A 13042-nucleotide genomic window follows, 5' to 3' on the forward strand; every position below is an offset into this window, starting at 1 on the left:
CAGTGAATTATTCGACGAACTCGAAGGTGAAGTCGTCGATGGCCACCAGGTCGCCGGTCACGGCCCCCGCCTCGCGCAGGGCGTCGTCGACGCCGAGACCGCGCAGCTGACGGGCGAAGCGAATCGCGCCGTCGTCGTGATCCAGGTTCGCCATCTTGAACAGGCGCTCGACCTTCGCCCCGCCTAGGATGAAGGTGCCATCCGGGTCGCGGGTGACGCTCAGCTCGTCGGACTGCGGCGCGAACTGGTACGTCGCGTTTTGAAGTGCGCGCGACTTCGGCGTGAACACCGGTGCGTCGGCCAGGGCCTTAGCGGTGTGTTGCATCAGCTGCGCCACGCCGTCGTGGGTGATGCTAGAGATCGCGTAGATGTGCGATGCCGGCACTCCTTCGGCCAACAGCCCGGCCTTGAACTCGGCGAAGCGCTCCGCTGCCCCTGGCACGTCCATCTTGGTCGCGACCACCAGCTGCGGGCGACTGAGAATGGTGTCGTCGTAGGTGTCAAGTTCGCTTCTAATCTGATGGTAATCGGTCAGCGGCTCGCGCCCGTTGTCCGGGTCCATCTCGACCAGGTGCAGGATGACGCGGGTGCGCTCGACGTGGCGCAGGAACTGGAAGCCCAGCCCCACGCCGGTGCTGGCGCCCTCGATCAGGCCGGGCAGGTCCGCCATGACGAAGTCGGAGCCGTCGGGCAGCTGCACCATGCCGAGGTTCGGCACCAGCGTCGTGAACTGGTAGGCCGCAATTTTTGGCTTGGCCTTGGTCACCACGGACAGAAGCGTCGACTTGCCGACGGACGGGAAGCCGACCAGGCCGACATCGGCCAACACCTTGAGCTCGAGCGTGACGAAGCGGTGCTGGCCGGGCTCGCCGTTCTCGGCAATCTCGGGCGCCGTGTTCTTCGGCGAGACGAAGTGCATGTTGCCGCGGCCGCCGCGGCCACCGCGGGCGACGACCAGTGTCGCGCCGGGCTCGGTGAGATCCCCGATCTGCTCGTGCGTATCCGCGTCGAACACCGTGGTGCCGGCCGGCACGGCAAGGCGCACGTCCTCCGCGCCGCGGCCGTACATCTGCTTGCCCTGGCCGTTGCCGCCGGCCTTGGCCTTGAAGTGGCGCTGGTAGCGGAAATCCATCAGGGTCCGCAGCCCGGAGTCCACGTAGAAAATGATGGAGCCCCCCTTGCCGCCGTCACCACCGGCGGGGCCGCCGAACGGAACGAATTTTTCATGCCGGAACGCGACCATCCCGTCGCCGCCCTTACCGGCCTGCACCTCTACTGTGACTTGATCGACAAACATAAGTGTCCTCCTGACTCCAACGCAATCTACCTATTATATTGATCCGCGCTGAAAACCGCAATGCAAACGTCCCTTACATTATAACAATATTTTCCTCGCCGTGCCGCAGGAAGTGCAGACAAAGCCCGCGGTTGCGGTGAAAGCGATTTATTGATTTTATCGGCAATTTGGCCTTTTTCTTGCTGCGGCTTTAGCTTATGATTTAGCTTGACGTTTTGTTTTGGACAGGAGGCAACCATGAGAAACAGCCACACCCGTACCGCCCTGGAAATCCTATGCGTGCTGGCCATCTGCGCCGGCGCGTGGCTCGCCCTTCGCCCGGCACCCACCCAAACGGTTCACTACCGGCTGGATTCCGGACGCATCCGCTACGACGGGCAGGCGGTGAACGCGCAGTTCGACGGCGTCGGCACCCTGACCTTCACCAACGGCGACCGGTACCGCGGCCACTTCAAGGCCGGCCGGTTCGACGGCCTCGGGACGTTCACCTCGCACGCGGGGTGGCGCTACACGGGACACTTCAAGGCCGGTCAGGTGACCGGCACCGGCACGTTGCGCACGGGACAGCACAGTTATCGGGGGACATTCAAGAATGGTAAGTACACACGCGCGCAAGCACCAACGGATTAATTGGTTCAGCCTGGTTCGCATCACCGGGCTGATCCTGGTTTTGACCTATCACTTCTACCCGGACGCCCTGGCCGGCGGCTTCATCGGCGTGGATGTGTTCTTCGCATTCTCCGGCTTTTTGATCACCAGCCTGATGATTGACGAGTTCGCCAGCAGCCAGGACTTCGACCTGCTGGGCTTTTACCGCCGGCGCTTCTACCGCATCGTGCCGCCACTGGTGCTGTCGGTGCTGGTGGTGCTGCCCCTCACCCTGCTGGTCAGCCCGGACTTTCGCGCCGGCATCGGCCAGCAGGTGACGGCCGCCCTGGGGTTTGTCACCAACTACTTCGAGATCGCCACCGGCGGCAGCTACGAGACCAAGTTCATTCCGCACCTGTTCGTGCACACCTGGTCTTTGGCCGTCGAGATGCACTTCTACGTGCTTTGGGGGGCCTTCGTCTTTCTGCTGGCCCGCTTCGTGCGCCACTTCGGCGGGCGGCCGAGCGCCCTGACGGTGTCCTTTCGCATGGGGCTTGCGCTGTTTGCGCTGGTGTTCGGCGGCGGCTCAATCCTGTTGATGAACCTGCAGGCAGCGGGGCTCACCGAGTTCTCGCCCGTCTACTTCTCAAGCCTCACCCACGGCTTCCCGTTCTTCATCGGAGCGCTGTTGGCCACGCTGACCGGCATCACCGCGCGCCCGTACTGGTTCGAGGCGCTGGGTCGTCGGGCCAACGCGTGGTGGCCCGCCCTGTTGATGCTGGCCGCGGCGGCCGGGCTGTTCGGCCTCGGGCGCTGGTTGCGCTTCGACCAGCTTTCGACCTACCAGTACGGGATGCTGCTGGCGGTCGGGCTGGCCTGCGTGATGATCTTTGCGGCCCGCGTGCTGCACGAGGCGACGCTTGGCGCGACCGAGCCCTGGCTGGTCAGCTTTTTGGCCGACACCTCCTACAGCATGTACCTCTACCACTGGCCGCTGTTCGTCATCTTCTCGCACCTGATGCCGACCTGGCAGGCGGTGCTGGTCACCATCGGCCTCGGCCTGGTGCTGTCGTCCCTGTCCTACTACGTGATCGAACCGATCATCGCCGGGCGTGCGGCCAAAATCGGCCCGTGGCGCCCGCGCGGGTGGGTGCTCGGCGTTCCAATCGCCCTGCTCGCCCTGGCGCTGAGCGGTATCGGCGTGTGGACGGTGCGCGATGCCCCGCGGCAAACCGCGCTGCAGGCGACGCTTGAGGTCGGCGGCCTCTACCAGGACCAAGACCAGCTTGGCGCCGCCCGCAGCCAGATTCTGGCCGTCTCGGCGCCCAAGCCCAAGGCCAAACCGGCCGCGACGGCCCCGGCCAAGCCCGCGCCCAAGGTGACGGACTACCGCGCGTACAACCAAAAGAGCACGGCAGAAAAGCACGACATCCCCGCCGGCGTCTCCGTCATCGGCGACTCCGTGACGCTCGGCACCCGTCAGTACCTCGGCGCCCACGTCGCGGAATCCACCGTCGACGCGGAGGGCGACCGCACCATGAACCTCGCGTACAACGTGATGATGGCCGCGCAAAAGGCTAACACCCTGCGCGAGTTCGTGGTGATCGCGATCGGCACCAACGCGCTGGACGACTACGCGGCGCAGACCGCCAAGGTGATCAAGGACCTGGCGCCGGGCCACAAGCTCGTGTTCATGACCCCGTACAACCGCGAGGCCGGCCCCGACTGGAACTCAACGAAGCTCGGCGAACTGGAGCGCAAACTGCCGGACAAGTACGACTGGATCACCATCGCCGACTGGGGCCAAGTCGCCCCGACGCACCCGAAGCTGTTCGAGGGCACGGACGGCGTGCACTTCGCCGGCCGGCGCGAGGGCGACATCCTCTTCGCGCAGCTGGTCAACAGCGCCCTGATCCAGGCCGCCAAGCGGCCCGCCAAGAAGTAACGCCACGCATCACCGCAGCACCCCGGGCTCGGCCTTCGCCGAACCCGGGGTTTTTGGTGTGCACGCGGTGAGCGCCGCCCGCCGCGTGCACAATTGTCGCCGGGATGACGGTTAGTGAACCTTTCACCGATTATTTGAATGTTTTTGAACGTTTTTGCTTGCACATGACGGGATGCCGTGTATAATGGAGCTTGCGAGGTGATGGAAATGCTTACAGAGGAACGTCAACGCTTCATCAAGGACTGCCTGACCAAGCAGGCGGTTGTCAAATCCAAGGAGCTGATGGCCGCCATGAACGCCTCGGAGTCCACAATCCGCCGTGACCTGGCGGAGCTTGAGGCGGCGGGCGCGCTGCGCCGCATCCACGGCGGGGCCGAACGGCTGGCCGAAAACGTGGTCGAGGCCAGCGTGCAGGAGAAGGCGACGCAGGCGCTGATCGAAAAGCGTCTGATCGCCCAAGCGGCGGTGGCGCTGATTGCGCCGCACAGCACCATTTTCCTCGATGCCGGCACGACTACGGCGCAGCTGATTCCCCTGCTGCCGCCGCTGGACGTGACCGTGGTCACCTCCGGGGTCGACAACGCCAGCCAGCTGGCGGACTTCGGGGTCTCGGCGCTGATGCCGGGCGGGCGCATCAAAGCGGCCACCAAGGCGACGGTCGGCGCCGGCACGGTCGCCGCGCTGGCCGACATGCACTTCGACCTGGCCTTTCTCGGCACCAACGGCGTGCACCCCAAGTACGGGCTGACCACGCCGGACGCCGAGGAGGCCAAAGTCAAGCAGACCGCCATCGCCCAGGCGAAAGCCACGGTGATTCTGGCCGATCCGGCCAAATTCGGTCAGGTCAGCTTCGCCAAGTTCGCGAAGATCACCGACAACCAGATTCTGACCACCAAACTCTCGGCGCTTGCGCCGTACTACTCGGATTACGTCAACATTAAGGAGGTTCCCCTTTGATCTACTCGATCACTTTGAACCCGTCGATCGACTATGTCGTCACCCTGCCAGCGCTCTCGCTGGGCCTGGTCAACCGCCTGGACGGCGCCGACAAGCTCCCCGGCGGCAAGGGCATCAACGTCAGCCGCATCCTCAGGGCGCTGAACCAGCCGACCACGGCGCTGGGTTTTGTCGGCGGCTTCACCGGCCAGTTCATCCAAGACGCGCTTAGAACACTCGGCCTGGCCTGTGGCTTCACGCCAATCGCCGGCGACACGCGCATCAACGTCAAGCTCAAGGCCCAGCAGGAAACGGAGCTCAACGCCCCGGGCCCGACCATCAGCGAGGCGGAGGCCACGGCCTTTCGGACCGACCTCGCCGCCCGGCTTGCCCCCGGTGACGTGGTGGTGATGGCCGGCAGCCTGCCCAACGGTCTGCCTCAGACCTTCTACCGCGACCTGATTCCGGTGATTCAGGCGGCCCACGCCGAGTTCGTCATCGACACCACCGGCCAGGCGCTGCTCGACACCCTGGCGGACCACCCGCTGGTCGTCAAGCCCAACCACCACGAGCTCGCCGCCCTGTTCGGCGATGCCGAGTACCAAGACGTCGCGGCGATCGTTGCCGCCGGCCGCAAGCTGCTGGCGCTGGGCGCCCAGCACGTGCTGGTGTCGATGGCGGGCAAGGGCGCGCTGATGATCACGAAGGACAAGGCCTACCACGGCAACGTCGCCAAGGACACGGTGGTCAACTCCGTGGGCGCCGGCGACTCGATGCTGGCCGGCTTCACCGGCACGCTTGCGACCACCGGCGACGCGCTGGAGGCCTTCAAGCAGGGCCTGGCTTGCGGCAGCGCCACCGCCTTTTCCAAGGACCTCGCCGACCGCGCCAAGATTGATCAGGTGTACCGCACAATCACAATGGAGGAAGTCTAACCATGGACATCAAAGACCTACTGCTCAAAAACGTCATGATCATGGACCTCAAGGCCACGACCAAGGCGGCCGCGATTGACGAGATGGTCGCCAAGTACGCGGCGGAAGGCATCATCACCGATGCCGACCTGTACCGCTCAGACATCGTCAAGCGCGAGGCGGAATCCACCACCGGCATCGGCGAGGGCATCGCGATGCCGCACGCCAAGGACAAGGCCGTCACCCGCGCCACCGTGCTCTTCGCCAAGAGCGAAGCCGGCGTGGACTTCGCCTCCCTGGACGGCCAGCCGGTGCACCTGTTCTTCATGATCGCCGCTCCCGAAGGCGCCAACAACACGCACCTCGCCGCGCTTGCCGCCCTGTCTTCCCTGTTGATCGACCCGAAGCTCGTCACCGCCTTGAAGCGCGCGACCACGCCGGACGACGTGCTGCAGCTGTTCGGCGACGCGCAGGCGGCCAAGGAGGCCAAGGACAAGGCCGATGAGGCGGCGCAGGCCGCCAAGGAAGCCGACCGCAACGCGGCGGCCGCCCAGGCGACCCGCCCGTTCGTCGTCGCCGTCACCGCCTGCCCGACCGGCATCGCCCACACCTACATGGCAGAAGCTGCCCTCAAGGAGCAGGCCGAGAAGATGGGCGTCGACATCAAGGTTGAGACCAACGGCTCCGAGGGCGTCAAGCACAAGCTGACCGCCCAGGACATCGCCCAGGCCTCCGGCGTCATCATCGCCGCCGACAAGAAGGTCGACATGCCGCGCTTTGACGGCAAGCCGCTCCTGAACCGACCGGTGATCGACGGTATCAAGAAGCCCGAGGAGCTGATCCAAAAGGCCGTGGCGGCCGACGCGCCGATCTACCACGCGACCGCTAGCGTTGCCCCGGAAGCGGCCGACGAAGACCAAAAGAGCCTGTGGAGCCGCATCTACCAGGACCTGATGAACGGCGTCTCCAACATGCTGCCCTTCGTCGTCGGCGGTGGGATCATCATGGCCCTCTCGTTCATTTTCGAGAACGTCTTCGGCGCCAAGTCGATGGCCTTCACCTTCACCAACAACCTGGGCAACTACGCCTTCAGCTTCCTGGTGCCGGTCCTGGCCGCGTACATCGCGGTGTCCATCGGTGATCGCCCGGCCCTGATGCCCGGCTTCGTCGCCGGCTACATGGCCACCATCGCCAGCGCCTCGGTCGTGCACGCCCAGAACCCAGCCGGCTTCATCGGCGGGCTGGCCGCCGGCTTCATCGCCGGCTGGCTGATCGTCGGGCTCAAGCGCCTCTTCGCCGGCATGCCGCACTCCCTGGACGGGCTCAAGACCATCCTGGTCTACCCGGTGATCGGCCTCGCGTTAATGGGGTTGATCATGTTCTTCATCGTCAACCCGATCTTCGCCGCCATCAACGGCGCGTTGATCAGCTTCCTGGAGAACATGGGTACCGGTAACGCGGTGCTGGTCGGCGTGATCCTCGCCGCCATGATGAGCATCGACATGGGCGGCCCCTTCAACAAGGCGGCCTACACCTTCGCCATCGGCATCTACCAGGCCAGCAACTTCACCGACGGCCGCTGGATGGCCGCGGTCATGATCGGCGGCATGATCCCGCCTCTGGCCATCGCCCTCGCCTCGACCTTCTTCCCGCAAAAATTCACCAAGACCGAACGCAACTCCGGCCTTTCTAACTACGTGCTTGGCCTGACCTTCATCACGGAAGGCGCGATTCCGTTCGCCGCCACCGATCCCCTGCACGTCATCGGCAGCTCCGTCATCGGTTCCGCCATCGCCGGCGGCCTCACCCAGCTGTTCAAAGTCAACGTCCCGGCCCCGCACGGCGGCATCGTCGCTTTGGCCCTGACCGACCAGAAGCTCGGCTTCATCATCAGCCTGGTGGTCGGCGCCGTCATCGCCGGGGTCATACTCGGCCTCTGGCGCCCGGTTGCCAAGGAAGACTGAGCCCAACTCAAGGCCCCGCAGCCGCCCACCCGGCCGGTTGCGGGGCCTTTGTGATCGGCGCGCCAACGCCGGGCCGGCCCGCCGAGCATTTTGCTGTTCACATTCCCGCCAACTCGGGTATACTGATATGGAAACTCACTGAAGGGAGCATCGCCACTTGGATGCGATTCGTTACGAAAAGCTGGCCGACCACACAGAGGCCGGCCGCAAGTATTTCATTGAACACTGGCTCTCGGACACCCTGATTGTCTCGGCCGGTGACTACCACTTCGACGACCTGAACGGCCTGATCGCCCTGGAAGGCGACACCGTCGTCGGCCTGATCACCTACGCCATTCACGGCAACGCGATGGCCGTCGTCAGCCTCAACAGCGTCAGAAACGGCCGCGGCGTCGGCAAGCACCTGCTGCACATGGCCGAAAACCGCGCCAAGATGCTGGGCCTGACCGTGATGGACGTGTCCGTCATGAACGACAACCTGCAGGCGCTGGGCTTCTTCCAGCGCCAGGGCTACCGCCTGAACAAGATCCTGCGCGGCTCCGTCGACATCGCCCGCCAGCGCAAGCCCGAGATTCCAAGCCTCGGCAGCAACGACATCCCGCTGCACGACGAGGTCCTGATGGCCAAGCGCCTGGTCCTGCCGCGCACGGAGAACCAGCCGGAGAACTAAGCCACAGGCAAAAATCGGCACCACCCGACCGCATAGGCCAGGTGGTGCCGATTTTTTGCGTGCCGTGAGCGCTGGTGCGATGGCCTGCGGTGGGCGCCGCCGCCACGCGCGTATGACGGCCTCACTGCGCCGCAAGCGAGACCTTGACCGCCTGCGCGACGGCCTTGGAGATGCCAAGCGCCTGGATGTCCTCGAGCGACGCCTCCTTGATGTGGTTGACCGTCTTGAACTCGCGCAGAAGCTTCGTGCGCGTCCGCGGGCCAACGCCCTTGATGGTCTCCAGCCGGCTGGCCAACGAGTTCTTGTTGCGCAGCTGGCGGTGGAAGGTGATGGCGAAGCGGTGGACCTCCTCCTGGATGCGCTCCAGCAGGTAGAAGCCCTGCGACTGCGGATCAAGGTCCAGCGGCTCGTCGCGGTCGCCGAACAAAAGCGCCGCAGTCTTGTGCTTGTTGTTTTTGACCATGCCCGCGACCGGGATGTCCAGGTTCAGCTCGTTTTCCAGCACGTCCTTGGCCGCGTTCATCTCGATCGCCCCGCCGTCCATCAGGATCAGGTCCGGCAGCGCCGCGTGCTCCTTGAGCAGCCGCGTGTAGCGGCGGCGGATCACCTCGCGGGTGTTTTGGTCCTCGTTGGCGGAGTGGTCGCCCTCCTCCTGGGCGAGCTTGTACTTGCGGTAGTTGGCCTTCTCCGCCCGGCCGTCGACGAACTGAACCATCGCCGACACCGGCTCCGCGCCCTGAATGTGGCTGTGGTCGAAGGCCTCCATCACGTGGCCGAACGGCAGGCCGAGCGCGTCAAAAATCTCGCGCTGGGCGCCGATGGTCGTGCGGTTGTCCAGCTCCAGCAGCCGAAACTTCTCGTCCAGCTTGATGCGCGCGTTCTTGTGCGCCAGCTCCATCAAGGACCGCTTCTCGCCGCGCTGCGGCGTGCGCACCGGCACCCCGATTACCGACTCCAGCACCGCATTGTTGACGCCGGCGGGCACCAGCACCTCCTTGGGCCGCACGTTGTTCTTGCGGTCGTAGAACTGCAGGATGAAGGACTCGAACTCCTCCTCCGCCGAGTTGACGATCGGGAAAAGCCGCGACTCGCGCTTCATCAGCCGCGCCTGGCGGATGAAGAAGATCTGAATCGAGATCCAGCCCTTGTCCATGTAAAAGTTGAAGATGTCGCGCTGCGTCTTGTCCGTCGAGATGATTTTTTGCTTCTCGACCGTCACGTCGATGTAGTGCAGCTGGTCGCGCAGCTCTGCGGCCCGCTCGAACTCAAGGCCAGCTGCGGCCTTGTTCATCGCCTGGGTCAGGTGCTGTGTGACCTTGCCGGTGTTGCCGTCCAGGAAGCTCTTGATCTTGGCAATCTGCGCGGCGTACTCGGCCTCCGGCACCGTGCGCCAGCAGGCCCCGAGGCACTGGCCCATGTGGTAGTACAGGCACGGGCGGCCCTGGTAGCCGTTGCAGCGGCGCAGCGGGTAGACCTTTTCCAGAAAATGCATGGTCTCCTGGGCCGCGTAGACGTTCGGGTACGGCCCGAAGTAGTACGCATCGTCCTTCTTGATGTCGCCGGTGATCTCGAGCTTGGGGTCGCGCTCATTGGTGATCTTGATGTATGGGTAGCCGGTGCCCTTCTTGAGCTTGATGTTGTAGTACGGCTGCCACTTCTGGATCAGCGTGATTTCAAGCAGGAAGGCCTCCTTGTCGGAGCTCGTGACGATGTAGTCGAAGTCGGCGATTTCGGCCACCAGCCGGGCCGTCTTGCCGTCGTGGCTGGACTTGAAGTACGAGCGGACCCGGTTCTTCAGGTTCTTGGCCTTGCCGACGTAGATGATCTTGCCCATCACGTCCTTCATCTGGTAGCACCCCGGCAGGTCGGGCAGCAGCGCCAGCTTGTGTTCAATGTGCTCTGAGGCCACGTGACCCCTCCTTTCGAAACAAACGTTCGCTTACTATTGTACAAACTCCCTGGGCCGAACGCAAGTGACGGAGAGCAGGCGCCCCGCGTGCCTGCGCAATCCGCCGGCACTGCGTCGGGCTACGCCAGGCAACGGCCACTCGCCCAGCTAAGTCCGCGCTTCTTCGCCCTGGTCATCGTCGGGCTGCGACGCGCAACGCGGGTGCGGCTAGCTGCGCCCTAGCGCCGAGGCCCAGCCCGCCTCAACGCCATGGCTAGGCTATCCGACCCGCTAAGTCCGCGCTTCTTCGCCCTGGTCACGTCGGGCTCTGCCAGGCAACGGCCGCTCGCCCAGCTAAGACCAGCACTCGGGCCAAAGTGCGGCCCAAGCACTGGCCTTACGCTGGCCGGTGGCCTAAGTGCGTCTGGCTCCGCCCTGGACACAAAAAAACACTCCCAAAAATTGGGAGTGTTCTCTGGCACTGCGTTATTAGTCGAGGATTTCGGAAACAACGCCGGCGCCGACGGTACGGCCACCTTCACGAACGGTGAACTTGGTACCCTTTTCGATAGCGACAGGGCTGATCATGTCGACTTCGAAGGTTACGTTATCGCCAGGCATAACCATTTCTACGCCTTCTGGCAGCTGGATAACGCCGGTAACGTCCGTCGTGTGGAAGTAGAACTGAGGACGGTAGTTGGAGAAGAACGGGGTGTGACGGCCGCCTTCTTCCTTGCTCAGGACATAAACTTCACCCTTGAACTTGGAGTGGGTCTGGATGGAACCTGGCTTTGCCAGGACCTGGCCACGTTCGATCTGGTCGCGGCCAACGCCACGAAGCAGAACACCAACGTTATCGCCGGCTTCGCCCAGGTCGAGGGTCTTGCGGAACATTTCAAGGCCGGTAACGGTGGACTTGATAACTTCTTCCTTCAGACCAACGATGGAAACTTCGTCGCCGATCTTAACCGTCCCACGGTCGATACGACCGGAAGCAACGGTACCACGACCGGTGATGGTGAAGACGTCTTCAACAGGCATCAGGAAAGGCTTGTCGGTGTCACGAACTGGGGTTGGGATGTATTCGTCAACCGTGTCCATGAGTTCCATAACAACCTTTTCCTGTTCTGGGTCGCCTTCAAGGGCCTTGAGGGCAGAACCGCGGAGAACAGGGATGTCGTCACCAGGGAAATCGTATTCGGACAGAAGTTCACGAACTTCCATCTCCACGAGGTCGGTGAGTTCTTCGTCGTCAACAAGGTCAGTCTTGTTGAGGAAGACGATCAGGTAGTCAACACCAACCTGGCGAGCCAAGAGGATGTGTTCGCGGGTCTGTGGCATTGGGCCATCAGTGGCCGCAACAACCAAGATCGCACCATCCATCTGAGCCGCACCGGTGATCATGTTCTTAACGTAGTCCGCGTGCCCTGGCGCATCGATGTGAGCGTAGTGGCGCTTTTCGGTCTCGTATTCAACGTGGGCGGTGTTGATGGTGATACCACGTTCCTTTTCTTCAGGGGCAGCATCGATGGATGCGTAGTCTTGCGCCTTGGCAAGGCCCTTTTCGGAAAGTACCTTGGTGATAGCCGCGGTCAGAGTGGTCTTACCGTGGTCAACGTGCCCGATCGTACCAATGTTTACGTGGGGCTTAGTGCGTTCATAGTGTTCTTTTTCAGCCATGAAAAAACGAACCTCCTGTATATTTTCGTAAAGACGCAAAGTCTAAACCCTGCAATCCTTTACGTTCTAGTGTACTACATTTAAGCCGAAATACCAAAGGAATATTTTGGCTGGAAATGAATTCCGAAAATGATTATATCGAGAATCCCGGGCTTTGTAAACCTGGAACGTCAACTTTTTTCCCTTTACACCAAAATCCCGTCATTTCGCCATATTCACGAGTTCTGCGGTCTGTGCCTGCAGCCAGTTGAATAACGCGTGCTCCTCTGGCGTGACCGTGGCCCCCGACTTGTTCAGGTAGCTCTGGGCGAAGTGCTTGGGGTCTTTAATCGCCCGGTCGACGAACGGATAGAGGTAGCCGAGCTCGAAGCGCAGCACCTCGACGGTCGCCCGCATCAGCTCCGGATCGTTCAGCCCGATCTCCAGCTGAATGTGGTTCAGCACCTGAAGCAGCGTCTGGTCGTTCAGGACCCCCGGCAGCGTGCTCGGCACGATCTCGCCCGAAGTCTGGTAGCCGGCCACCTTGACCGGCGTGTCGTCCCCCACCGCCGTCAGCGCGTCCAGCAGGCTGATGCGAATCGCGGGGTGCACGTCCGGGTCGGTCAGGTTCGGTTGGGCCGCGTCGATCATCACCGCGCGCGGCAGCCGGCCGAGGTCTGCAATCGCCTGCTCCTGCTCATGCGGGGCGAACCCGCCGAGGTGGCGCAGCTTCTTGGCCAACGCGTCAATCGCCGCGCCGTTGGCGGCCAGGTCCGCCTGCTCCGCGGCTTCAATCCGCGCGGCGATTGGAGCCGGGTCGCCCTGGACGTGGTGCAGCACGGCCCAGGCGAAGCGGTAATCCGGCAGCGCCAGCAGGGTGTCGTACAAAAGCGCCGTGTCCTCGGGGGTGGCCAGGAAGTCCTCCATGAACTGGCTGGCGTACGGCACCGCGGCCTTGGCGTCCTGCATCCCCAAGAGCGCCTGCACCAGCGGGCGCGCGATCTCGAACGCCGGCGCCTGCTTGAAGGCCTTTTCCAGGTGCGGCACTGCGCTTGCGAAGTTCTGCTTCTTGAGCGCGGCGAGCCCGAGGCTCAGGTGACGATTACTGTTGTTCGGCATTGCGACTACTTTTCCCATCATGACCTCCGTGAGACCCAAAAAACGGCACCCACTGCGGTGTC

Annotated in this window: 10 protein-coding genes; 6 read left to right on the plus strand and 4 right to left on the minus strand. The window is 63.3% G+C overall.

What is annotated here, in order from left to right:
• Nucleotides 1–7: 7 nt before the first annotated feature.
• Nucleotides 8–1297, minus strand: a complete 1290-nt coding sequence (gene obgE / locus LE416_RS04630) for a GTPase ObgE (protein WP_225047315.1) — start codon at nt 1295–1297, stop codon at nt 8–10.
• Between the two features lie 237 nt (nt 1298–1534).
• On the opposite strand from obgE, the gene LE416_RS04635 reads away from it, so the two are divergent.
• From LE416_RS04635 to LE416_RS04660, 6 genes are all read left to right on the plus strand, one after another.
• Nucleotides 1535–1927: an MORN repeat-containing protein gene (locus LE416_RS04635; RefSeq protein ID WP_225047316.1), complete on the plus strand. Its 393-nt coding sequence runs from the start codon at nt 1535–1537 to the stop codon at nt 1925–1927.
• On the plus strand, nt 1890–3830 hold the full coding sequence (locus tag LE416_RS04640) for an acyltransferase family protein (RefSeq protein ID WP_225047317.1): 1941 nt from the start codon (nt 1890–1892) through the stop codon (nt 3828–3830). The genes LE416_RS04635 and LE416_RS04640 overlap by 38 nt, the downstream gene beginning before the upstream one ends.
• Nucleotides 3831–4037: 207 nt before the next feature.
• Nucleotides 4038–4787 (plus strand): DeoR/GlpR family DNA-binding transcription regulator, encoded by a 750-nt coding sequence (locus LE416_RS04645; RefSeq protein WP_338034766.1) that lies wholly within the window; start codon nt 4038–4040, stop codon nt 4785–4787.
• Nucleotides 4784–5701: a 1-phosphofructokinase gene (gene pfkB / locus LE416_RS04650; RefSeq protein ID WP_225047319.1), complete on the plus strand. Its 918-nt coding sequence runs from the start codon at nt 4784–4786 to the stop codon at nt 5699–5701. The genes LE416_RS04645 and pfkB overlap by 4 nt, the downstream gene beginning before the upstream one ends.
• 2 nt (nt 5702–5703) lie before the next feature.
• Nucleotides 5704–7644: a PTS fructose transporter subunit IIABC gene (locus LE416_RS04655; RefSeq protein WP_225047320.1), complete on the plus strand. Its 1941-nt coding sequence runs from the start codon at nt 5704–5706 to the stop codon at nt 7642–7644.
• 157 nt (nt 7645–7801) lie between these two features.
• A complete protein-coding gene (locus LE416_RS04660; RefSeq protein WP_225047321.1) occupies nt 7802–8314 on the plus strand; it encodes a GNAT family N-acetyltransferase in 513 nt (170 codons plus the stop codon).
• A gap of 121 nt (nt 8315–8435) precedes the next feature.
• Here LE416_RS04660 and uvrC read toward each other — a convergent pair whose 3' ends face one another.
• From uvrC to LE416_RS04675, 3 genes are all read right to left on the minus strand, one after another.
• Complete coding sequence (gene uvrC / locus LE416_RS04665; RefSeq protein ID WP_225047322.1) at nt 8436–10223, minus strand: excinuclease ABC subunit UvrC; 1788 nt, start codon at nt 10221–10223, stop codon at nt 8436–8438.
• Between the two features lie 468 nt (nt 10224–10691).
• Nucleotides 10692–11882 (minus strand): elongation factor Tu, encoded by a 1191-nt coding sequence (gene tuf, locus LE416_RS04670; RefSeq protein ID WP_225047323.1) that lies wholly within the window; start codon nt 11880–11882, stop codon nt 10692–10694.
• A 201-nt stretch (nt 11883–12083) separates the two neighbouring features.
• The gene (locus LE416_RS04675; protein ID WP_225047324.1) at nt 12084–13001 is read right to left on the minus strand and encodes a hypothetical protein; all 918 of its coding nucleotides are present in this window, start codon (nt 12999–13001) and stop codon (nt 12084–12086) included.
• Nucleotides 13002–13042 lie beyond the last annotated feature (41 nt).

Origin of the sequence: Lacticaseibacillus kribbianus, from assembly GCF_020180945.1 — a bacterium.
Lineage (GTDB): Bacteria > Bacillota > Bacilli > Lactobacillales > Lactobacillaceae > Lacticaseibacillus > Lacticaseibacillus kribbianus.